General features: G+C 29.3%; 20 protein-coding genes. 18 read left to right on the top strand and 2 right to left on the bottom strand.

The genetic code is table 11. The features are described 5' to 3' along the window. The first annotated feature begins 64 nt into the window (after window positions 1-64). The 9 genes from L3B98_RS18075 (at window position 65) to buk (ending at window position 8,752) form a co-directional block, all read left to right on the top strand. Window positions 65-484 (top strand): hypothetical protein, encoded by a 420-nt coding sequence (locus L3B98_RS18075; protein ID WP_238917778.1) that lies wholly within the window; start codon window positions 65-67, stop codon window positions 482-484. Between the two features lie 11 nt (window positions 485-495). After that, the gene (locus tag L3B98_RS18070) at window positions 496-795 is read left to right on the top strand and encodes a hypothetical protein (protein WP_015390389.1); all 300 of its coding nucleotides are present in this window, start codon (window positions 496-498) and stop codon (window positions 793-795) included. 24 nt (window positions 796-819) lie between these two features. Next, the gene (locus L3B98_RS18065; RefSeq protein ID WP_238917777.1) at window positions 820-1,131 is read left to right on the top strand and encodes a hypothetical protein; all 312 of its coding nucleotides are present in this window, start codon (window positions 820-822) and stop codon (window positions 1,129-1,131) included. Between the two features lie 61 nt (window positions 1,132-1,192). Next, complete coding sequence (locus tag L3B98_RS18060; protein WP_238917776.1) at window positions 1,193-1,957, top strand: hypothetical protein; 765 nt, start codon at window positions 1,193-1,195, stop codon at window positions 1,955-1,957. A gap of 19 nt (window positions 1,958-1,976) precedes the next feature. Beyond that, window positions 1,977-3,731, top strand: coding sequence for an Mbeg1-like protein (locus L3B98_RS18055; protein WP_238917775.1), 1,755 nt, complete (start codon window positions 1,977-1,979; stop codon window positions 3,729-3,731). A 161-nt stretch (window positions 3,732-3,892) separates the two neighbouring features. Further along, window positions 3,893-4,651 (top strand): hypothetical protein, encoded by a 759-nt coding sequence (locus L3B98_RS18050; RefSeq protein ID WP_238917774.1) that lies wholly within the window; start codon window positions 3,893-3,895, stop codon window positions 4,649-4,651. Window positions 4,652-4,777: 126 nt separating this feature from the next. Beyond that, a complete protein-coding gene (locus L3B98_RS18045; protein ID WP_238917773.1) occupies window positions 4,778-6,385 on the top strand; it encodes an FAD-dependent protein in 1,608 nt (535 codons plus the stop codon). Between the two features lie 252 nt (window positions 6,386-6,637). After that, window positions 6,638-7,546 (top strand): phosphate butyryltransferase, encoded by a 909-nt coding sequence (ptb, locus tag L3B98_RS18040; protein WP_015390396.1) that lies wholly within the window; start codon window positions 6,638-6,640, stop codon window positions 7,544-7,546. 138 nt (window positions 7,547-7,684) lie between these two features. Next, entirely contained in the window at window positions 7,685-8,752 is a 1,068-nt protein-coding gene (gene buk, locus L3B98_RS18035) for a butyrate kinase (protein ID WP_238917772.1), read from the top strand. Between the two features lie 76 nt (window positions 8,753-8,828). Here buk and L3B98_RS18030 read toward each other — a convergent pair whose 3' ends face one another. Next, window positions 8,829-10,709: a hypothetical protein gene (locus L3B98_RS18030; RefSeq protein WP_238917771.1), complete on the bottom strand. Its 1,881-nt coding sequence runs from the start codon at window positions 10,707-10,709 to the stop codon at window positions 8,829-8,831. Between the two features lie 20 nt (window positions 10,710-10,729). Beyond that, window positions 10,730-11,833, bottom strand: coding sequence for a bifunctional glycosyltransferase family 2/GtrA family protein (locus L3B98_RS18025; RefSeq protein WP_238917770.1), 1,104 nt, complete (start codon window positions 11,831-11,833; stop codon window positions 10,730-10,732). Between the two features lie 223 nt (window positions 11,834-12,056). Between L3B98_RS18025 and L3B98_RS18020 the strand changes: the two genes are divergently transcribed. From L3B98_RS18020 to L3B98_RS17980, 9 genes are all read left to right on the top strand, one after another. Beyond that, window positions 12,057-12,530 carry an HD domain-containing protein gene (locus tag L3B98_RS18020; protein WP_238917769.1) on the top strand — a complete coding sequence of 158 codons (474 nt, stop codon included), beginning with the start codon at window positions 12,057-12,059 and terminating at the stop codon, window positions 12,528-12,530. Between the two features lie 13 nt (window positions 12,531-12,543). Beyond that, window positions 12,544-13,353 (top strand): dihydropteroate synthase, encoded by an 810-nt coding sequence (folP, locus tag L3B98_RS18015; protein ID WP_238917768.1) that lies wholly within the window; start codon window positions 12,544-12,546, stop codon window positions 13,351-13,353. A 12-nt stretch (window positions 13,354-13,365) separates the two neighbouring features. Next, window positions 13,366-14,187, top strand: a complete 822-nt coding sequence (folK, locus tag L3B98_RS18010; protein WP_238917767.1) for a 2-amino-4-hydroxy-6-hydroxymethyldihydropteridine diphosphokinase — start codon at window positions 13,366-13,368, stop codon at window positions 14,185-14,187. 30 nt (window positions 14,188-14,217) lie between these two features. After that, on the top strand, window positions 14,218-15,054 hold the full coding sequence (locus L3B98_RS18005; RefSeq protein WP_238917766.1) for an AIM24 family protein: 837 nt from the start codon (window positions 14,218-14,220) through the stop codon (window positions 15,052-15,054). Between the two features lie 132 nt (window positions 15,055-15,186). Continuing rightward, window positions 15,187-15,507 carry a YerC/YecD family TrpR-related protein gene (locus tag L3B98_RS18000; protein WP_077359860.1) on the top strand — a complete coding sequence of 107 codons (321 nt, stop codon included), beginning with the start codon at window positions 15,187-15,189 and terminating at the stop codon, window positions 15,505-15,507. 199 nt (window positions 15,508-15,706) lie between these two features. Continuing rightward, the gene (gene glmM / locus L3B98_RS17995; RefSeq protein ID WP_077359862.1) at window positions 15,707-17,053 is read left to right on the top strand and encodes a phosphoglucosamine mutase; all 1,347 of its coding nucleotides are present in this window, start codon (window positions 15,707-15,709) and stop codon (window positions 17,051-17,053) included. A gap of 165 nt (window positions 17,054-17,218) precedes the next feature. Continuing rightward, the gene (locus L3B98_RS17990) at window positions 17,219-18,697 is read left to right on the top strand and encodes an alpha-L-fucosidase (protein WP_238917765.1); all 1,479 of its coding nucleotides are present in this window, start codon (window positions 17,219-17,221) and stop codon (window positions 18,695-18,697) included. A 561-nt stretch (window positions 18,698-19,258) separates the two neighbouring features. After that, a complete protein-coding gene (locus L3B98_RS17985; protein ID WP_275298453.1) occupies window positions 19,259-19,951 on the top strand; it encodes a YesL family protein in 693 nt (230 codons plus the stop codon). Between the two features lie 47 nt (window positions 19,952-19,998). Next, a complete protein-coding gene (locus L3B98_RS17980; protein ID WP_238917764.1) occupies window positions 19,999-22,806 on the top strand; it encodes a sugar-binding domain-containing protein in 2,808 nt (935 codons plus the stop codon). Window positions 22,807-22,928: the final 122 nt, after the last annotated feature.

Raw genomic sequence — 22,928 nt, 5'->3', positions numbered from 1 at the left:
ATAGGGATTTTATTTAAAATTATGACCTTTGAAATTAATTAAATAAATGCAGGTGAGGGATAAGATGAGTCATAAATCAATAATGAGGCAAATTAGGAAATATGAAAAATTAAAAAGTGAAACTGAAGAAGAATTAAAAATATATGAGAAAAGATTAGAAAATTTACTTGCTTTCAAAGCAAGATTTATCTCAGGAAAAGAAGAGTTTAATTATAATATAAATCATAGAAGAGTAAGAGCAGAGAACGTAGGCTCTATGTCAAAGCATATAAAATCAGGACAAACATATTGTAAAGGCATGCTTGAGGATTTAACAGGAGAAAAATATCAAATGGCTATTAAAAATATTAATTCTATATCAGAGAGTATAGAGATAGTAATAAAATGTCTTGAAGAGAAAATTGAAGATTTGAAAGCACAAATAGCTGAATATGATAGAATAATAGAAGATTTATATGATGAACTAGATAGAGATGATGATTAGGGGGTAAGGAGATGGCAGCAGGACAAAATTCTGGGAATTTGATAGTAATGGATGCAGATTTCTTATGTGCAGCAGAGACGATAAATAAATGTGGAGATAAGTTTAAAGGCGTAATAGATCAATATAAGCAAATAATGTTCTATATATCAGCTCATGGGTTTGTAGATGGATTAATAACTAGTAATATACTAGAAATAGAAGAAGAAGTAGATAAATATACTCTTATTGTTGACGGAATAGTTAATCAGTCAAAAATGATACTTGAAAGTTTTGCTAAGGAAATTGATTCTAATGATAATTTTAAATATTAATACAAATACAGGGGAGTAAAGATTATGGAAATAAAGGTGAATTTATTAAATTTGGATAATGCAAAGAATGCATTGTCTCAATTAAAAAGCGAAATGGATACAAATTTTCCTGATAAATTAATACATATAAGTGTTGGGCAAGCATGTGACCAAGTTAATAACATGTATAATTCATTAAATAAAACAGAATTGGCTTTATTAAAATTAATTGAGACTACGCAAACATGTGTAAATAATGGAAGAATAGTTGTAACTAAAACAGATACAGAATTAGGTAATATATATGAGAAGACATATTCAGGATATATTAGTAGTGGTATGCCGTCTATAAAATAGGAAATAATTATAGTTTTGATTTAGGAATAAGTGCATATTATAAAATGAAATGAGGGATTTGATGAATAAATTTTTAAGAAGAGTAAGTGCGGTAAGTATATCAATATTATTAGTTGGAATGTGTGGAGGTTGTATGAATAAAGTTAATGATAAAAATCAAAAGGATTCGAGTAAAGTAGAAGAACAAAAGGAAAATGAAGAAAGACCAAAAGGGCCAGAAGCGATAAAAGACAGAATAATAAGTTCATTAAATAAAAAGTATGGAAAAGAATTTTTGCCCATAAGTTTAATTGATAAAGATTGGCAGAATGCTAATGATGAGTTATGGGTTTATCCGAAAGGTGGAGATAGAGATAAAGATGCCTTTGTAACATATGGGGAGGTAGAAGATGGTAAATATAATGTATATGATACCTATGTTTGTCAGTTAATAAGAGGTGAGTATGAGGAGAGAGTTAGAAAAATAGTAGAAGAATTTTTTCCGCAATGTAAAGTTGAAGTTTCATTTACTAGTGACACTTTTCCAAATGAATTTGGAATAAATACTAAATTGCAGGATATAATTGATGCGGGTTCTAAGGTGAAATATGATCCTACAGTTAGAATAATGGTTGCTCCAACATTAGGAAGTGTTGATGAATTTGATAAAAAAGCAGATTTGGTTGCTAAAAAAATTGCTGATAGTAAATTACAAGGAAGTCTAATAAATTTTTATTTAAATGAGAATAATCTTAATTTGAAGTTTTCTGATATGAATAATAAAACGTATCAGAAAAGAAGAGCTATTGATATAAATAAAGATTTTAGTATTGAAAATTATAAATAATGCGTGAGGGAGTAAATTTATGTCACAAGGAAATTCTGGGCAATTATCAAATGAACAATTAGCACTATTAGACTCATTAATGTATATTGATGGGGGCAATGGAGTGAGAGGCATTTCAGATTCAGATAATAAAAATAAAACATTAGGTGAATATCTTAATAAAGTAAATATAGATAAATTGTCAGCAGCAGCAAAGGATGGCAATGGAAATTTATCAGGTGAAATTACTAGTTATACCAAAGAGGATTGGAAAGACTTGATAAATGCTGCTAAAAATGATGAGCAGTTAAGTAATTTAAAAATAGAAAGTACATTACCAGATCCAAATGGGAAGAAAGCAAAAGGTATATGTTTTGTGGATCAAAGTGGAAATGCAACAGTAGCATTTAGAGGAACAGGACAATATGAGTGGTTAGACAATGGAAAGATGGCATATAGTGCAGATACAGAGCAGCAAGAATTAGCTAAAGATTGGGTTAATAGTTTGGGGTATTATGATATAACCGTTATTGGTCATTCTAAAGGTGGAAACAAAGCAGAATATGTTACGATTGCAACTGATAAAATTGCAAGATGTGTAGCATTTGATGCACCAGGTTTTGGTGAAGAATTTTGTGATAAATATAAAGATGAAATTGCAAATAAGAAAGACAGGATAACTTTAATAGCACCTCAAGATGGATATGTTTGTGATTTGTTTTTTAATATTGCTGGAACTACAAAATATTATAAGACTAATGGAGGAACTACATCAGACAAGGTTGAAAATGCACGTGATATTGTAGGAAAAAATTTAAATGGTTTTTCAAAAGATACAATATTTTCTTTAATAGGCATAGGTATAAGTGGAGAACCTACATTATTAAAAATAATAGATGATTATAATATAGTAACAGGTAATGCTAGTGAATATTGGGGGAATGCAGAACCTTTTCTAAAAAATATAGGGGTAATTGCTGGAAGAGCACATATGGCTAATTCATTTTTTACAATTAAAGGTGGAAATGCGGTATTTAATGAAGAAACTGTTCAAGATCCTGCGATGGCACTAATTCATGATTATATAAATTTTATGGTTAAAAATGTTTCAAAAGAAGACAGGAAGTGTTTAACTAAATTCTTGATGGGACAATTTCAAGGCGGCAAAGAAATGGTTAATGGTGAGGTCAAGGATATTGATTTTGGTGAATTGAAACCAGAATTTGTGTTTAGAATGGCTAACTTAACTTATTTGTGGGTAGAAACTTTAGGTATTCCAGAAGATGATAAGAAAAAGTTTAAAGATGAATTAAGCAAATTTTTAAAAGGTAAAGAGAGTGCAGCAGAATTTAGTGTCATATTATCAAAAGTAGCTAACGAATCACATAAGACTATGCTTCCAAGTTTAAAAAATGACATAAGAGATTTTACAAATGTATCAAGAGAAAATCTGATTAATTTAATAAAAGATGTAGAAGGGGATAATCCTCTAGAATATAATAAATGGCCTCAATGGGATGCGGTTGATGACTTTACTAGAAGGTTATTACATATTGATTACCAACATAATCAAATTAATAAATACTATGAATATTTGATTGAAAAAAATAATTCGAGTATAGATAAAATAAATAAAATATTTGATAAAGCATATGAAATAGATAATGAGTATAGTGCTATGTTAATGGAACAGGATGATGAAATCAAGCAGTTTGAAGTAAGAATTGAAAAATTGATACAAAGATTTGACACAAGTCTTATAAATGTTGATGTATCGAGTGTAAAGGTAAAATGAATTTGAAATCCTTAAAGAAATAGAATGAATAAAAAAGTTAATCTAATTAGGTATTGGATTAACTTTTTATTTAAAAGTATGACTTATATATAAAAGGGTTATAAATATAATTCATTTGATTTAGGAATAAGTGCATATTATAAAATGAAATGAGGGATTTGATGAATAGATTTTTAAGAAGAGTAAGTGCGGTAAGTATATCAATATTATTAGTTGGAATGTGTGGAGGTTGTATGAATAAGGTTAATGATAAGAATCAAAAGGATTCGAGTAAAGTAGAAGAACAAAAAGAAAGTGAAGAAAGACCAAAAGGACCAGAAGCAATAAAAGATAGGATTATAAGTTTTTTAAATAAAAAGTATGGAAAAGAATTTTTGCCTATGAGTCTGGTTGATAATGATTGGCAGAATGTTAATGATGAGCTATGGGTGTATCCTAAAGGTGGAGATAAAGATAAAGAGGCTTTTGCTGCATTTGGACAAATGGAAGATGGAAAATATTATATCTGCGATAATTATGTAAGTTTGTTAGTAAGAGATGAATATAAAAATAGAATTAAAAAAATAGCAGAGGAATTTTTTCCACAATGTAAGGTTGATGTAGCATTTAGTAGTTTTAGTTTTCCAAATAAATTTGGAATTAATACTAAATTACAGGATATAATTGATGCAGGTTCAGATGTGAAATATGACCCTACAGTTTATATAATGGTTGCTCCAACATTAGGAAGTGTTGAAAAATTTAATGAAAAAGCAGACTTATTTGTTCAAGAAATGGCAAAGAATAGGCTACAAGGAAGTCCATTAATTTATTATCTAAAAGAAGATAACCTTAATTTAACATTTGATGATATGGATTCAAAAACATATCAGAAAAGAAGGGAAATAACTATAAAGCAAGACTTTAGTATCGAAAATTAGAAATAGTTGATAAGGAGAATTTTATGCCACAGGAAAAGTTATCATACAGTTGAGTTTACAAAGTAATAATTGCAATATATACTTAAACTAATTCAATACAGTTTTTAATGGAAAGTAGTGAAAAGTATGGTCATAAGAATAAATAATATAAACTTAAACTTAGACGATGAGTTTAAGGTATTAGAAAAAAAAGTATGTAAAAAGTTAAAAATATCAAAAGAGGATATAAATAAAATAGAAATAATAAGAAAAAGCATTGATGCTAGAAAAAAGAATGATATAAAATTTACCTATAGTATAGATGTGATTTGTGATAATGAGGCTAAGATAATATCAAAAATTCATGATAAGGATGTACGATTAGAAAAAGCTGAAGAGATTGATTCAATAATACCAGGTACAGAAAAAATGGAGCATAGACCAGTAGTAGTTGGATTTGGTCCAGCTGGAATTTTCGCAGCTTTGACTTTAGCAAGAAAAGGTTATAAACCGATTGTGTATGAACGAGGAGAATCTGTGGATAAAAGAACAGAAACTGTGGAAAAGTTTTGGAAAAGTGGAGAGCTAAATCTTGAATCTAATGTTCAATTTGGTGAAGGTGGAGCAGGTACATTTTCTGATGGTAAGCTGACTACGAGAATTAAAGATCATAGGTGCGCTTTTGTACTAGATGAATTGATAAATGCTGGGGCTCCATCAGAAATCAAGTATGAAAGTAAGGCACATGTTGGAACTGATCTTTTAAAAGGTGTAGTTAAAAACATACGTGAAGAAATAAAGCGTCTAGGTGGAGAAGTTCATTTTGATTCTAAATTAGAAAAACTATCATATGAGAATGGAAAGTTGAAAAAAATAATTGTAAATGGGAAAGAAATACCATGTGAGGTGTTAGTTTTAGCTATAGGACATAGTTCAAGAGATACTTATGAAATGTTACATAAAGAAAATGTTTCTATGGATGCAAAAGCATTTGCAATTGGAGTAAGAATTGAGCATCCACAAGAACTGATAAATATTAGCCAGTATGGAGAAAACCACAAACATCCTAAATTGCAAGCTGCTGATTATAGACTAACATATCAAAGTGAAAGATTAAAAAGAGGAATCTATTCATTTTGTATGTGTCCTGGAGGAGTAGTAGTAGCGGCTGCTTCAGAAGAAGGCAGACTTGTATCTAATGGTATGAGTTATCATGCAAGAGATTTAGAAAATGCTAATTCAGCTTTAGTAGTTACTGTATCTCCTGAAGATTTTGAAGGGGATTCACCGCTTAGAGGTATGGAATTTCAAAGGCATTATGAAGAACTTGCATTTAAATTAGGGGGAGGCAATTATAAAGCTCCAGTACAATTAGTTGGAGACTTTTTAAAGGATAGAATATCGACTAAATTAGGAAAAGTTACTCCAAGTTATACTGCAGGATATGAATTTAAAGAATTAAAAGATTGCTTACCTAGTTATGTTATAGAAGCACTTAAAGAAGGAATTTATAATTTTGATAAAAAGATAAAAGGGTATGCACGTGAAGATGCAGTATTGACAGGAATAGAAACTAGAACCTCAGCACCAGTTACGCTTAATAGGGATTCTAAGCTTGAAAGCGTAAATGTTAGTGGACTTTATCCAACAGGAGAAGGCGCTGGCTTTGCAGGTGGAATAATATCAGCTGCAGTTGATGGTATAAAAGTTGCTGAACATATAATCGAAAAATTTGCTTTACCAAAAGAAATATAAAATATAGTTATGAGAATTTGAAAAATACCAGAGAAATCTGGTATTTTTTATATAAAAAATATATTAAATTATTAAATTTGTTAAATTTTTATCTAAATTTAAAAATAATTTTCTGAAAATTTAGCATTTGTACTTATTTTTTGTTACAATAGAAAAAGGGATCATAATAACCATGATTGATATAAATTTAACAAAAAATTAACCTTATATTAAATAAATAAAAAAATAATTATTAAGTAAGAGGTGCAAGAAATGAGCAAAAATTTTGACGATTTATTAGCAAGATTAAAGGAAGTTCCAACAAAGAAAGTGGCTGTAGCTGTGGCACAGGACGAGCCTGTATTAGAAGCTATTAAAGAAGCTACAGACAAAAATATAGCTCAAGCTATATTGGTTGGGGATAAGCAAAAAATACAAGAAATAGCAAAAAAGATAGACTTAGATTTATCAAACTATGAAATAATGGATATTGCAGATCCTAAGAAAGCTACCTTAGAAGCAGTAAAATTAGTTTCAAGCGGTCATGCAGACATGTTAATGAAGGGTTTAGTTGATACTGCTACATTTTTAAGAAGCGTATTAAATAAGGAAGTTGGATTAAGAACAGGAAAGTTAATGTCACACGTTGCAGTGTTTGATATTGAAGGTTGGGATAGACTATTATTTTTAACAGATGCAGCCTTTAATACATATCCAGAATTAAAGGATAAAGTTGGAATGATTAATAATGCAGTTGTAGTTGCACATGCTTGTGGAATAGATGTTCCTAAGGTAGCATCTATATGCCCAGTAGAAGTAGTGAATACAAGTATGCCTTCAACTGTAGATGCAGCATTATTAGCAAAAATGAGTGATAGAGGACAATTTAAAGGTTGTATAGTTGATGGACCTTTTGCTTTAGATAATGCAATATCAGAAGAAGCAGCTCATCATAAAGGTGTTACAGGAAATGTTGCAGGTAAAGCAGATGTATTATTATTACCAAATATAGAAACAGCAAATGTTATGTATAAAACATTAACATATTTCTCTAAATCAAGAAATGGTGGATTATTAGTGGGAACATCAGCACCAGTTATCTTAACTTCAAGAGCAGATTCTTTTGAAACAAAAGTTAACTCTATTGCTTTAGCAGCATTAGTTGCAGCAAAAAATAAGTAAAATTAACATATAAAAAGCTATGATAAATTAATAAAAATGTTCCTATAGAATTACAAAATTCTATAGGAGTTCATTTGATAAATTGAGATTATGAAACTGTATAATAAGCAGTAACAATTAAATTGAGGGGGATTTACAATGTCATATAAGTTATTAATAATCAATCCAGGATCAACATCAACAAAGATTGGTGTATATGAAAATGAAAAGGAATTATTTGAAGAAACCTTAAGACATACAAATGAAGAAATAAAAAGATATGATACTATATATGATCAATTTGGGTTTAGAAAAGAAGTTATATTAAACGTTCTCAAAGAAAAGAACTTTGATATAAAAACATTAAGTGCAGTTGTTGGTAGAGGTGGAATGCTTAAGCCAGTAGAAGGTGGAACTTATGCAGTTAATGATGCTATGGTAGAAGATTTAAAGGTTGGAGTTCAAGGGCCACATGCTTCTAACCTTGGTGGAATCATTGCTAAATCTATAGGAGATGAGTTAAATATACCTTCATTTATTGTAGATCCAGTTGTTACAGATGAATTGGCAGAGGTAGCTAGATTATCAGGAGTGCCAGAACTTCCAAGAAAAAGCAAATTCCATGCACTTAATCAAAAAGCAGTTGCTAAAAGATATGGAAAAGAAAGTGGACAAGGATATGAAAATTTAAATCTTGTTGTTGTACATATGGGCGGAGGCGTTTCTGTTGGAGCTCATAACCATGGAAAAGTAGTTGATGTAAATAATGCATTAGACGGAGATGGTCCATTTTCACCAGAAAGAGCTGGATCAGTTCCAATTGGTGACTTGATTAAAATGTGTTTTAGTGGAAAATACAGTGAAGCAGAAGTATATGGAAAAGTAGTTGGAAAAGGTGGCTTTGTTGGATATCTAAACACAAATGATGTAAAAGGCGTTATAGATAAAATGGAAGCAGGAGATAAAGAATGTGAAGGAATTTATAAAGCATTTGTTTATCAAATTGCAAAAGCAATTGGGGAAATGTCAGTTGTATTAGAAGGTAAAGTTGATCAAATTATTTTTACTGGTGGAATTGCATATTCACCAACTCTTGTTCCAGATCTTAAAGCAAAAGTTGAATGGATAGCTCCAGTTACAGTTTATCCAGGAGAAGATGAATTATTAGCTTTAGCTCAAGGTGCTATAAGAGTTCTTGATGGGGAAGAAAAAGCTAAGGTATATTAATAATATTAAAGTAAAGGCATTTTGAAATACTTTCAAAATGCCTTTTTATAGCTCGAATCTGGTACATTTTTTTGATTTAGGCTACTTTTTCTATTCTAATTTGTTCATTTTCATGAATAATTTTATATAAGATTCCGTCTTTTTCATTTGTAGCTTTGATGTTGTTATTATTTAACTCGTTCCAAAATATCTCATCATTTTCAGCCATCATTATATAATTTCTCTTAGCTAAGAAATCGAGGAATTTCTTTTTATCGCTGTTTATCAAATTTACATCTATAACATTTAGATCATTTGTAAGCATTTCATATTTTCCAAGAGCTAAATAAAAGCCAGTTGTATTATCTTTATCTCCATTATAAATTAATATAGACTCATCTCTTCCTAAATAGTTTCTAGCTTTTTCACAAGCTTTTTTGACATCGACTCTTCTAAATTCCTGCTCATTTGGTCTTATGAACAATTGCTTCATACCTGTTCTTACGATATAGAAATTTGGAAGGATAATCATACAGCATATAAGAAGTAGGAGTAATTTTTCAAAAAGAGGCCTCCTTTTATTTGTATTATTTGCAGTAGTAATATGTTCTACAAGTTTATTAATTGAATTTATTCCACAAATAAGTTGTGTGGATGCAAATAATATGATTGCACTACAAAAATATCTGTCAAAAGAAGCTAAGTTAACAGCTTCTGCCTCTGGCATTATTAATAAGTACATTAAGAATTCACCAATAAGGTATGCTACTAACATACAATTACTTAAAGCTAAGGCTTTAAGCTGGAGTGAAGCTCTTTTCTTCAAGAATATATAATATATTATTGAAATCAATATAGAAATAGCATTAACAGATATTAATAATTGAGTGTTAATTGAATGTATATCGAAAACTCTATTTATAAATTTAGCTGGCAATGTTTTTACAAATTCGTGAGAGTGAGAATTATAAGTTTCTTTCAACTTGCTCTTAGATATGGCAAATTTATTTGATTCATAGGCAGTTGATGGATAGGCTTTTTTCACATAATTTGCCCATGAACTTGAAAAAAGTAATGGTACCCATACTAAAAGTATGATTAATGGTAAGATAATTTTTAATTCTTTAATATTTTTTTTGAAAGCTTTAAGTTGAGTGTTACTAAAAAGTACAAATAAAATACAAATAAAAAAGAATAGCTTACCAGAATCTTTGGTCAAGACTAGAAAACTTAATAGTGGCAAATTGACAAAAACATTTTTCTTAATATCATTTCTATAATAATAAGTGACAATAATAGATGCACTAGCCAGAAACCCTAAAATGCCATCAACTAACAAATTATAAATATGTAAGGTTGTATCATCAAAGGATAAGATTGATATAGTTATAAAAATTATTGTAATAGATAAAAAATTAAAAAATACTTTTTTAAAATTGTCTTTCCATAAAAAAGTAGCTAGAATGCTTATTATTAGAATAGCTTGTGCAACTAAAGCATGTCCTTCACTATATCCTATAATTTTGCAAAAGTAATAAATAAATATTGCAGTTGCAGGAGGATAGTTTTGAAAAGTTATTGTTGTATTAATATTTGGAAGACTGTCAAAGTAAAACATTTCTTTAACTATTTTCCCAAAGTGAGTGAAGTTATCATAATGAAAATATGATAAATCTTTTAATAAGAACCCAAAATATAATGCTCCTATTAAAAAGAATATTATAGCTGGACATAAAAAAAACTTCATTGAAAAGTTTTTTCTCAAGGCCTGAACAATAAAATAAATAAAAAGCAATAAGCCAGCTATATTTATAATTTGGACTGATAATTTAAGCTGATTAGCAAGTCCAAAAATATAAACTATACCTGTAATAGAAGTAATTATTGTTACTGGAATAAAGGCAGAATTAATTTTAAATTTATGATAGATTAATGCTGCATAACCAATAAAGACTGCAAGTATTAAAAGCATTTCCATTTTTATTAGTATCCTCCTTTTTAGATGTCCTCTGCTTTTTCAAAGGAGGTTCTCTTTTTAAATACCCATTCTCTTTGAATTTGAAAGCTTAGCATAAATAGAATGAAATCAACAATGATTTTTACAAAGGTTGGATATGCTTTTATAAGCATTGTACCTAGATATACACCACCATAAGAAAGCAACATTTGCGTAATACAAAGGGTATAATATCTTGCAACAGCTGGTTTATTGTCTTCTTTATGTTCAAAAACCATATTTTTATTTATTAAAAAGTTAATAATTGAAGATGAAATTCTTGCTAAAACTGTTGATAACAGTATTCTAACATCTAAGTCTAAAGTTTTAAGCAAAGAATAAACTAATGTAAATAATAACAAATCAGCAATGGATGATAAAAATGAAGCTGATGTAAATTTTAAAATTAATATGTAAATTTTTATAGAATCCTTAAAGGGATTAAAATGGGAAGTTTTATTTTCTTCAATGTAAACAGTCTTAATTTTAATCTCTTTTATGTTAATACTATTATTTTTAGATTTTATGAGCATATTGGTTTCAAATTCAAATCGCTCACCTTCCATATCCAAAAATGTAGAAAGATATTTAATTGGAATTGCTCTAAGACCTGTTTGTGTATCAGTTACATTTATTCCACACAATGCCTTTAAGGTGACGCGAGTTAGTTTATTTCCAAAACTACTTCTAAATGGTACAGTATCATGATCAAAATCTCTTGCACCTAATATTAGAGAATCATTTGATTCACTCAATTTTTTGGCAATATTTACTATATCATCTATGTGATGTTGATTGTCTCCATCAACAGTAATAACTCCATTACAAGAATCCTTATAATTTATTAAACAATAATTAAATGCAGTTTTTAAAGCACGACCTTTACCTAAATTTATACTGTGCTCTAAAAGTATGCATTTATCATATTTGTGTATTATATCATTGAAAATTTTTTTGTTTTCTTTTGAACTACCATCATCAACTAAAATGACACGATTAAAACCTATATCAATTACTGCAGCTACTACCTGAGGTAATTTTTCATCTGGATCTAGAGACGGAATGATTATAGGTGTATCTTTCCAGTCATTTTCTTTATATTCCATAACTGTTTCTCCTTTTTAGCCTGTGTTTCCTTATATATTATATCATTTCTGTTTATTTAATCTATACTAGTATTTTCCAGTTTACATTATATAGGAATAATTAACTTCAAAAGTGAGGAATAATTTAATATAGTTATATTTTTAATTATATGTTGATGATATAATAATAAAAAAGTAAGGATAGTTATAGACTAGTTAATATTAAAAACAATTGGGGTAGAATATGAAAAGATTTAATTCCATCTTAAATGATGAACAATATATATATTACTTAAAAATAATTAAGAAACTTGAAAAGGGTAGAAAATTCTGCAAACATAATTTAAAGCATTTTTTAGATGTAGCAAGAATTGCTCAATTAATTAATTTAGAAGAAAATTTAGGTTTTGACAGAGAAATAATATATGTAACGGCAATTTTACATGATATAGGAAAGTGGATTCAATATGAAAATGGAACACCACATGAGATAGCTTCGTGGGAGTTAGCAGAAGAATTTCTGGAAGCTTATAGCTTCTCTGAAGAGGAAAGTGAAATTATAAAACAGGGAATATTAGGACATAGAAATAAAGCAAGTCAAGGTTTTTCAGGTCTTATTTATAAAGCAGATAAACTCTCACGGTTGTGTGTAAGCTGTAAGGCTAAAGCTGAATGTAACTGGAGTGATGAAAAAAAGAACTTGGAAATACTTTACTAGGAGGAATTATAGAATGAAAATAGGTAATAAGGAATTTGAAATTGGGAAAAGGACATACATAATGGGAATTTTAAATTTCACACCTGATTCTTTTTCTGATGGAGGAAAATTTAATAATATAGATATGGCTTTAGAGCATGTAAGAAAAATGATTGAAGAGGGAGCTGACATAATAGATGTAGGAGGAGAATCTACAAGACCTAATCATACACCTGTAGAAGAAGCAGAAGAAATTAATAGAGTAGTTCCTATAATAAAAGCAATAAGAGAAAAATTTGATATTCCAATATCCATTGATACATATAAAGCAAAGGTTGCCGAAAAGGCTATAGAAGCAGGAGCTGATTTAATTAATGATGTATGGGGCTTTAAAATGGATAAGGATATGGCAAAAGTTGCAGCGAAATTTAATGTGCCTTGCTGTCTTATGCATAATAGGACTAATACAGATTATAAGGATTTAATGGGTGAGATACTCGAAGACTTAAGGGAATGTATAAAAATAGCTAAGGAAGCTGGAGTTAAAGATGAAAATATAATATTAGATCCAGGCATAGGCTTTGGGAAAACTTATGAGCAGAATTTAGAAACAATGAATAATTTGGAGCGACTTAAGGAATTAGGATATCCTATATTACTTGGAACATCAAGAAAGTCTATGATAGGATTAACTTTAAATCTACCGTCAGAAGAGAGAATTGAAGGAACTATAGCTACAACGGTTATTGGTATAATGAAAGATGCCTGTGACTTTGTTAGAGTTCATGACGTATTGGAAAACTTTAGAGCAGCAAAAATGACAGATGCAATAGTTAGAGAATAGGATGGATGTATTTTGGATAAAATGTATATAAGAGATATGGAATTATTTGGGTTCCATGGGGTTTTTGAAGAAGAAAAAAAACTAGGTCAAAAATTTATTTTATCATTAGAATTAGATTTAAATTTAAAATTAGCAGGCAAAAGTGGGGATTTAACAAAATCTGTGCACTATGGCGAGTTATGCGAATTAGTAGAAAAGGAATTTAATAGAGAAAAGTATGATCTTATTGAGACAGCAGCTTTAAAAATGGCGGAATGTATTTTAAAGGAATATAAAATAATAGAAGGCGTGAAAGTGTTTTTGAAAAAGCCTTGGGCCCCAATAAAAAAACATTTGGATACAATTGAAATAATGATTGAGAAAAAAAGACATAAAGCATATATAGGGTTAGGTTCTAATATTGGAGATAAAGAAAAATATTTAAATGAAGCAATCAATAGAATATCTAATGAAGAGAGTATTGAAGTATTAAAGAAATCTTCATTTATTACAACAAAACCGTGGGGATATTTAGAACAAGAAGATTTTTTAAATTCTGTTATTGAAATTGAAACAACTCTTGAAGTTGAAGAACTTATGGATTTATTATTAGAATTTGAAGCTGAATTAGATAGAAAAAGAACAATTAAGTGGGGACCAAGAACTATCGATTTAGATATTATTATGTATGATGAAATTATATCTTCTAATGAAAAGGTGGTTTTACCACATCCAAGAATGCATCAAAGAGAATTTGTATTAAAGCCGTTAAATGAAATAGCACCATATCTTATGCATCCTGTACTACATAAAAGAATATTTACATTATTGGAGGAATTAACTTTAAATAATTAATTAGAAATTTTGATAAGATAGGAGTAATTTATGAGAAGTTCACTAAAGTTTACAAATAAATTAAAGATGTTATCTGAAATGGAATATGAGTCTAAATTTCAAGTATTGGAATATGAAGATTTAGACGGGGCTACAGATGTGCAGACAGCTTTTGGACTAAACATAATAAAACAAAGTGGTATAAAGTTAAAACAAGTTAGAATAATATTAGATGATAGCTCAGTGAAACTTGAACCGGGAACATTGAGTTATATGAAAGGAAATATAGAGATACAAAGCAGATCTGGTGGCTTAATAGGGTTTGGAAAAAAAATAATATCAAGTAAGTTAACAGGTGAAACGGCATTTAAACCAATCTATAGTGGTACAGGTGAGATATTTTTAGAGCCTTCTTTTGGGCACTTTGCCTTAATAGAATTGGAAGATGACGAGATAATTTTAAGTGATAATATGTTCTATGCATGTGAGGAAGGCGTAGAAGTTAATGCAGCGGCACAAAGGTCTGCCTCAGCTGTATTTTTAGGTAATGAAGGTCTTTATCAAACTAGACTAGAAGGCAATGGAATTGTAGCAATTAAAGTTCCTGTTCCAGAGAATGAAATATTTAAGTGTGTACTAATTAATGATACCTTGAAGGTAGATGGAAGTTTGGCTATTTTAAGGACTGGAAATATTGAGTTCTCGGTGGAAAAATCATCAAAATCAATTATGGGAACAGCTATTAGCGGAGAAGGTATAGTAAACGTATATAGAGGAACGGGTGAAGTATGGTTAGTTCCTACAAAAAATATTTATAGTGAGTTAAAGCTGGAGGGGGCTCACAAAGTAAACAAGTTGGAAACTGACTTAGAAGATGAAGATGTTTAATAATATAGACTATTTTGGAATGCATTTATAAGAGAATCAGTGTGTAAAATTGCTTTTGCATATTAAAGTTGTAAAGGGAATTATAGATAAGTATAATTATAGATGTAAATAGTTATGCAATGAGGTGATAAAGTGAGTTCTTTTGAATCAAAAATTAAGAGTCAAGAGTTAGATATTTTTTTTAATGCAATTTTAGAACTAAAGGATATAGATGAATGTTATAGGTTTTTTGAAGATGTGGCAACTATAAATGAAGTTAAAGCTTTGGCACAAAGGTTACATGTAGCAGCATTACTTAAAAACAAAAAGACTTATTCAGAAATTGCAGAAGTAACAGGAGCAAGTACAGCAACTATCAGCAGAGTTAATAGATGTTTGAATTATGGAAGTGATGGATATAATACCGTACTTGAAAGATTAAAAGATAACAAAGAAATTGATATGAACTATTAAATTATAAAAAATTATATTCAATTTTAAAATAATAAGTATTAAAATAAATAGAAGATTGTAAATATTATTTAAAAATATTATACTATTTAAGGTAAAGCAAATGAAGAGATAATAATTATATATTGTTTTTTATAATAAGAGCTATAAAATATGTGGTTAATGTAGCAATTATAACAGAATGAAAAAGTGAGGTAAAATTATGGGTAGAATGTTTGGAACTGATGGTGTTAGAGGAGTTGCAAATACAGAATTGACAGCAATAACAGCATATAATCTTGGAAGAGCTGGTGCATATGTATTAACAGAAGGAGCTCATAAGCCTAAGATATTAGTTGCAAAAGATACAAGAATATCAGGTGATATGCTAGAATCAGCATTGATAGCAGGAATATTATCAGTTGGAGCTGAAGCTGTAGTGCTTGGAGTAGTGCCAACACCAGCAGTAGCATATTTAACAAGAAAATATGGTGCAGATGCAGGTGTCATGATTTCAGCATCACATAATCCTGTAGAGTATAATGGTATTAAATTTTTTGATGACAAAGGGTACAAGCTTTCAGATGAATTAGAAGATGAAATCCAAAGAATTATAGAAAGTGATTTTGAAGGAGTGCCTAATCCAGTTGGGACAGACTTAGGAAGAGAAACTATAGAGGTATCTGCATTAGATGATTATATAGAATTTGCTAAGGACACAATTCCATACAATTTAAAAGGTCTAAAGGTAGCTTTAGATTGTGCAAATGGAGCATCGTATAAATCCTCAGTAAAAGCATTTAGAGAATTAGGTGCTGAAGTTTTTGTAGTTAATGATAATCCAGATGGAACAAATATAAATGAAAATTGTGGGTCAACACATCCAGAAGAATTGATGGAATATGTTGTGAAAAAGAAATGTGATTTGGGGTTTGCCTTTGATGGTGATGCAGATAGATGTTTAGCAGTAGATGAAAAAGGGAATTTAATAAATGGTGATTTCATATTAATGTTGTGTGCTAAGTATTTAAAAGAAATTGGAAAATTAAAAGATAATACTTTAGTAGTAACTGTTATGAGTAATCTTGGATTAGATCTTGCATGTAAAAAAGAAGGAATAAATCTTGTTAAAACTAGTGTTGGAGATAGATACGTTTTAGAAGAGATGGTAAAAGAAAAATATGTTTTAGGTGGAGAACAATCTGGACATGTAATATTTTTAGATTATAATTCAACTGGAGATGGATTAGTTACAGCTCTTCAAATTGCAAGCATTGTTAAGAAAAAAGAAACTCCATTATCAGAATTGTGTTCTATAATGAAAGAATTACCACAAGTATTAGCAAATGCTACAGTACCAAATGATAAAAAAGATCTATATCTAACAGATAATGAAATACAAAGTGAAATAAAGAAAATAGAAGATGCATTAAATGGTGTTGGAAGAGTTTTAATAAGACCTTCAGGAACAGAACCATTAGTTAGAGTAATGCTTGAAGGAGAAGACCAAGCAGAAATAGATAAAATGGCTCATGATTTAGCAAATTTAATTGAGAAAAAATACAATTAAGCAGTTTATTTAGAATATAAAAAGCAGTAGATAACTTTTTGAGTAAAACCAAAATATCTGCTGTTTTTTTTAGAAAGAAATTATTCTTTCATTATTTATTTAAGAAATTTCCTAAGAAAAGGTAACTATTAGTGGATATATAAAATTATATGAGGAGGCTTAATGATGTATAACAAAGAAAACTATCTTAAAATAATTGATCAGGTTATTGATAAAGGTCCTTTTTATGATAATTGGGACTCATTAGGTGAGTACCAGGTACCAAAGTGGTATAAGGATGTTAAGTTTGGAATTTTTATTCACTGGGGAGTTTATAGTGTACCGGAGTTTGGAAATGAGTGGTATTCAAGAAATATGTATATTAAGGGAAGTACTGAATTTGAGCACCATAGGAAAATTTATGGTGAACATAAGGATTTTGGGTATAAAGATTTTATTCTAATGTTCAGAGGTGAAAAGTTTAATGCAGATGAGTGGGCAGATTTATTTAAAAATGCGGGCGCTCAATATGCGATACCAGTAGCAGAACATCATGATGGATTTCAAATGTACAAAAGTGAAATCTCAAAATGGAATGCTTATGAAATGGGTCCTAGAAGAGATATTCTAGGGGAATTATCTCAAGCGTTTCAAGAACGCGGAATGAAGAATGGTGCTTCCTCTCATCGTGTAGAGCATTGGTTCTTTATGGGGCATGGGAGAGAATTTGAAAGTGATATAACCAATGAAGAAAAAGAAGGAGACTTTTATTGGCCTGCTATGGAAGAAAAGAATCATCATGATTTATTTAGTGAACCAACACCGACAAAAGAATTTTTAGAGGATTGGCTAGTTCGATGCTGTGAAATTGTAGATAAATTTAGGCCTAAAATAATGTATTTTGATTGGTGGATACAGCATAGTTCTTTAAAACCATATTTAAAAAAATTTGCCGCATATTATTATAACAGGGCAAAAGAATGGGGATTAGACGGTGTGGTAATTAACTATAAGCATGATGCATTCATGTTTGGTACAGCTGTTATTGATATTGAAAGAGGACAATTTGCTGATATTAAGCCGTTCATCTGGCAAACAGATACAGCAGTTGCAAAGAATTCTTGGTGTTATACTAAAAATAATAATTATAAGAAGGCAAAAGATATTATTTGTGATTTGGTGGATATTGTAAGTAAAAATGGTCGCTTATTATTGAATGTTGGACCGAAGGCAGATGGATCAATTCCAAAGGAAGATAAAAATATTTTACTTGAGATAGGGGAATGGCTCAAGGTAAATGGAGAAGCAATATATGGCGCAGGTATTTATAGAGTTCCTGGTGAAGGACCAACAAAGATTACTGAAGGCCAATTTTCTGATGGTAAGGACAAAGTTTTTACTAGCAAAGATATCCGTTATACTATAAAAGGTTGTTATTTATATGCGACAGTGTTAAATTATCCAGAGGATGGATTTGTGAACTTGGTTGAATTGGCAGAACAGGATGCTTCTTTGTTGCCTAAATTTCACGGTATAGTAAAGGAGGTTTCTGTTCTGGGCTTTGAAGAAGTTATAGAATGGACAAGAACGAAAAACGGTTTGCAAATAAAGACTAATAGTGTGAAAAGTGATAAGCCAGTGGTAATAAAAATACTAATTGATTAGGCTTAAATATGTATTTTTATTTGATAAGGGAAAATTTAAAATGCTTAAGAGTTCCTTATAGATAAACAGAAAGCATGCTTATGATAATTCCATGAATGTGCCTAAATTAGTAGCTTTGAATGATTTTTATAATTATTTATTAAATTTAAAGTTAATAATAAAGAATATAGGTATAATTTTCATGGAATTATTATTTGAGGATGATAAAGAAGAAATATAATTAGCATATATTTTAATTAGAATTATGAAATAGACAGCTTATACTTATTGAATATGTATGAGCTGTCTATTTTTATAATATATATTATAACTTTCAGTTATCAATGGTCAGTTACCAATTAATGAAAAAATTCTATCAATATTTTCAGAAGTTACATGTATAGTATTAATTAGAAGTTATATATCTAATTAATATTTTTACGAAATATATTTTGTATATCTAATGTTTAAGGTAAAACATATAAAATTTTTATAGTAGGACATTAAAATAATTAGCTATATAATAATGGTAAAATATTATCATTTATAATGAATTATTTAAATAGGAAGTGAAAATTTTATATGAGAAGTAAGTCTGGAATACTAGATAGTATAGTATATAAAATTACAGTGTGTATAACCAAGTTCTTTGTAATAAACTTTTGGTTTTTGATAATGATATCTCCATTTTTATTATATATATATTTTTTTGAAGGCCACATATCTATGTCAATATTATTAGTGTTCTCAATATTGCTTGGACCAGCGATAACAACACTTTTCTCGATAAGTGGAAAATTTATAAATGAAGGGGATATATGTCCTTCAAAGGATTTTTTTCGATTGTATAAAATGAATTTTTTCCAAGGAATTTTTATAGGTATAATATTAAATAGTTTTATGGGGATCTTATACTCTGATATGGAGTATTTTAATTCAATAGGAAATACATATCTTTCGATTATATGTTTACTTTTGTTAATAGTCGTAATTATGCTAAGTTTTTATATATATCCTATTATCTCAAGGTATAACATTAAAATGATATATTTATTTCAACTTTCAATAAAATTATTAATCAAAAAAATATATATAAGTTTAAGCTGTATATCTATGATTATCATTGTATTAGCACTTATAAGGATTACGAGAATATCATTAGTAGGAGTTCTATTTGGAGCAAGTATAATATGCTATTTAATAATGAAAATAGAAAATAAAACAATTGATGAATTAAATGAAGAAATAAAAGAAAAATACAATATAAATGACTAATTAAATAAAGAGTATTAGAATTCTGAGTATATAAGGAAGATGGATAAATGTATAAAATAATTGATTTAAGTGGTATTTGGAGATTTCAATTAGATGAAGAAAAATTGGGAGTAAGTGAACCATTTAACGATACAATGACACTACCAGGTACAACTTCTTACTTTAAAAAAGGTAAGAAAAATGAAAAAGTTGAACTTGGATTTCTGACTGAAGAATATAAATTTGAAGGGTATGTATGGTTTTCAAAAACCATTTATATTTCTGAGGATGTTGCCAGTAAGAAGTGTTTTCTTTATTTGGAAAGAACACGTGTAACTACTATTTGGATAGATGAATTTATAGTTGGTACACAAAATAGTATTTGTACACCACATGTTTATGACATAACAAACTACATGTCAACTGGTGAGCATGTAATAAAAATATGTGTTGATAATACAAATTATCCAACTAAGGGAGGTCATTTAACTTCAGCGGATACACAAACAAATTGGAATGGTATTACAGGAAAACTAGAATTGCAAATATATGAGAGGAGTTATATAAGTGATATCCAAATTTATCCTAATAATAGAGAAAAATCTGTTACCATAAAGGCGAAGCTTATTGGAGTAAATGAAGGCATTATCTCAATTTCAGGAGTAAGTTTTAATAGTGAAAAGGAACATAAGGTAGAAGAAGTTGATTTTAAACTTGCTTCAAATGAGGTTTTTATAACTTATGAGCTGGGAGAAGATGCTTTGTTCTGGAGTGAATATGAACCTAATTTATATAAGTTAAAATTAAAGCTTGTGATTAATGGATTAATAACAGATACTAATGAGGTTATATTTGGACTTCGTGAATTTAAGACACAAGGTAATAAGTTTACAATAAATGGTGTTGAAACCTTTCTTAGAGGGAAACATGATGGCTTGATTTTTCCATTAACAGGTTTTGCTCCAACAACTGTTGAAGAATGGTTAAAAGTTTTGAAGATTTCAAAGTCATATGGAATAAATCATTATCGGTTTCATACGTGCTGTCCTCCTGAAGCTGCATTTATTGCGGCTGATATCCTTGGAATTTATATGCAACCTGAACTACCATTTTGGGGAACTATTACTGATGAGAATGATAAAAAACATAATCAAGTTGAGCAAGATTTTTTATTTAATGAAGGGGTTTCTATGCTAAAATGCTTTGGAAATCATCCTTCATTTGTTATGATGTCTCTTGGAAATGAACTTTGGGGTAGTAAGGAGAAATTAGATGATATATTAAAAAGGTATAAAGAATTAGATAATCGCCATCTTTATACACAAGGGTCAAATAATTTTCAGTTTTGTCCTGTGATTCTAGAAAATGATGATTTTTTCTCTGGAGTTAGATTTTCAAAATATCGTCTTTTAAGAGGATCTTACGCAATGTGTGATGCGCCCTTAGGTCACATACAAATTGACGCGCCTAGTACAATGAAAGATTATGATGAAAATATTATTCCTAAATTAGTTGATGCTCAGAAAAATTTAATAGTAAACTGTGATGATCCAATAGAAATTCAATTTGGTACAGAGACTAAAATTGTTCAAGCAGCTAATTATGATTCTGAAATTATACCAAGAGTTCCGGTAATTTCACATGAAATTGGTCAGTATGCAACCTATCCAGATTTTAATGAAATAAAAAAATATAGAGGGCCTTTAAAGGCAAAGAATTTTGAAATGTTTAAACAAAAACTTGAAGAAAGAGGTCTTGGTGATTTAGCAGAAAAGTATTTTTACTGCTCAGGAAGACTTGCAGTGTCTTGTTATAAAGAGGAATTAGAAGCAGCATTTAGATCAAGAAGACTAGGAGGATTTCAGCTTTTAGATTTACAAGATTTTAGCGGACAGGGAACAGCATTAGTAGGGATGTTAGATTCATTTATGGATTCAAAAGGATTGATTTCACCAGAAGAATGGCGTAGTTTTTGCTCAGATTCAGTGCTTATGGCGAGATTTAATAAGTATAATTATATATCAGAAGAAAATTTTGATGCGCATGTTGAACTTTGCTATTTCAAAGACATCCCATTACATAGTTTAAATTTGTTCTGGGAACTAAAAGATAGTAATACTGTATATGAAAAAGGAGAAAGTTATATTTGCAATATTGAAAATCAAAATTATATTGATATATGTGATATTAATATAAAAATGCCTAATATAACTTTGATGAAAAAATTAACACTATCACTTCAAGTAAAGGAGATAGGTGTTGAAAAAAACTATGATTTGTGGATTTATCCGAAGAATGTTATTTGGGATAAGGCAGGTGTAAATATATTTAATAATTTATCCAAAGGGGTAATTGAATTACTTGAAAATGGCGAAAAGGTAATATTATTTCCCCAAGCAGATACTTTGAAAAATAAAATAGATGGATTTTTTTGTACAGATTTTTGGTGTTATCCAATGTTCCGTTCTATTTCTGAAAGCATGGGCAAAAAAGTTCCTATAGGTACTATGGGCTTATTGATTAATAATACACATCCTATTTTTAATGATTTTCCTTGTGAAGAATATTCAACCTATCAATGGTGGAACATAGTCTCAAATTCATGCTCGATTATTTTAGATGATACTGCAAAGGACTTTAGACCTATTGTGCAAACAATAGATAATTTTGAGCGAAATCATAAGTTGGGATTAATTTTTGAATGTAAGGTATTAAATGGGAAACTGTTAGTTTGTGCGTGTGACTATAATAAGATAATTAATCAACCAGATGGAAGACAATTATTATTTAGTATGTTTAATTACGTAAAATCTAAGGATTTTAAGCCAAGTACTGAAATTAGTATTCCAGCACTCAGAAATCTTTTGTTATCTTAAAAACTATGGTACAGTAGATAGATTGCTTTTATAGCAATTTAGCTACTGTCCTTTTTAATTAAGGGGCTTTTATCTATCAATCAGTAATTATAAAGCAATATAAGGACTATAGAAATTATTGC

Origin of the sequence: Clostridium sp. YIM B02555, assembly GCF_022320955.1 — a bacterium.
Lineage (GTDB): Bacteria > Bacillota > Clostridia > Clostridiales > Clostridiaceae > Clostridium > Clostridium saccharoperbutylacetonicum.
The sequence above is the reverse complement of the archived record's forward strand: the minus strand, read 5'-3'. Positions and strand labels throughout refer to the sequence as shown.

Excerpts from the sequence above, each read along its gene's own strand:
- L3B98_RS18075 (WP_238917778.1), top strand. The coding sequence starts at position 65 with ATGAGTCATAAATCAATAATGAGGCAAATTAGGAAATATGAAAAATTA.
- L3B98_RS18070 (WP_015390389.1), top strand. The coding sequence starts at position 496 with ATGGCAGCAGGACAAAATTCTGGGAATTTGATAGTAATGGATGCAGAT.
- L3B98_RS18065 (WP_238917777.1), top strand. The coding sequence starts at position 820 with ATGGAAATAAAGGTGAATTTATTAAATTTGGATAATGCAAAGAATGCA.
- L3B98_RS18060 (WP_238917776.1), top strand. The coding sequence starts at position 1,193 with ATGAATAAATTTTTAAGAAGAGTAAGTGCGGTAAGTATATCAATATTA.
- L3B98_RS18055 (WP_238917775.1), top strand. The coding sequence starts at position 1,977 with ATGTCACAAGGAAATTCTGGGCAATTATCAAATGAACAATTAGCACTA.
- L3B98_RS18050 (WP_238917774.1), top strand. The coding sequence starts at position 3,893 with ATGAATAGATTTTTAAGAAGAGTAAGTGCGGTAAGTATATCAATATTA.
- L3B98_RS18045 (WP_238917773.1), top strand. The coding sequence starts at position 4,778 with ATGGTCATAAGAATAAATAATATAAACTTAAACTTAGACGATGAGTTT.
- ptb (WP_015390396.1), top strand. The coding sequence starts at position 6,638 with ATGAGCAAAAATTTTGACGATTTATTAGCAAGATTAAAGGAAGTTCCA.
- buk (WP_238917772.1), top strand. The coding sequence starts at position 7,685 with ATGTCATATAAGTTATTAATAATCAATCCAGGATCAACATCAACAAAG.
- L3B98_RS18030 (WP_238917771.1), bottom strand. The coding sequence starts at position 10,709 with ATGGAAATGCTTTTAATACTTGCAGTCTTTATTGGTTATGCAGCATTA.
- L3B98_RS18025 (WP_238917770.1), bottom strand. The coding sequence starts at position 11,833 with ATGGAATATAAAGAAAATGACTGGAAAGATACACCTATAATCATTCCG.
- L3B98_RS18020 (WP_238917769.1), top strand. The coding sequence starts at position 12,057 with ATGAAAAGATTTAATTCCATCTTAAATGATGAACAATATATATATTAC.
- folP (WP_238917768.1), top strand. The coding sequence starts at position 12,544 with ATGAAAATAGGTAATAAGGAATTTGAAATTGGGAAAAGGACATACATA.
- L3B98_RS18005 (WP_238917766.1), top strand. The coding sequence starts at position 14,218 with ATGAGAAGTTCACTAAAGTTTACAAATAAATTAAAGATGTTATCTGAA.
- glmM (WP_077359862.1), top strand. The coding sequence starts at position 15,707 with ATGGGTAGAATGTTTGGAACTGATGGTGTTAGAGGAGTTGCAAATACA.
- L3B98_RS17990 (WP_238917765.1), top strand. The coding sequence starts at position 17,219 with ATGTATAACAAAGAAAACTATCTTAAAATAATTGATCAGGTTATTGAT.
- L3B98_RS17985 (WP_275298453.1), top strand. The coding sequence starts at position 19,259 with ATGAGAAGTAAGTCTGGAATACTAGATAGTATAGTATATAAAATTACA.
- L3B98_RS17980 (WP_238917764.1), top strand. The coding sequence starts at position 19,999 with ATGTATAAAATAATTGATTTAAGTGGTATTTGGAGATTTCAATTAGAT.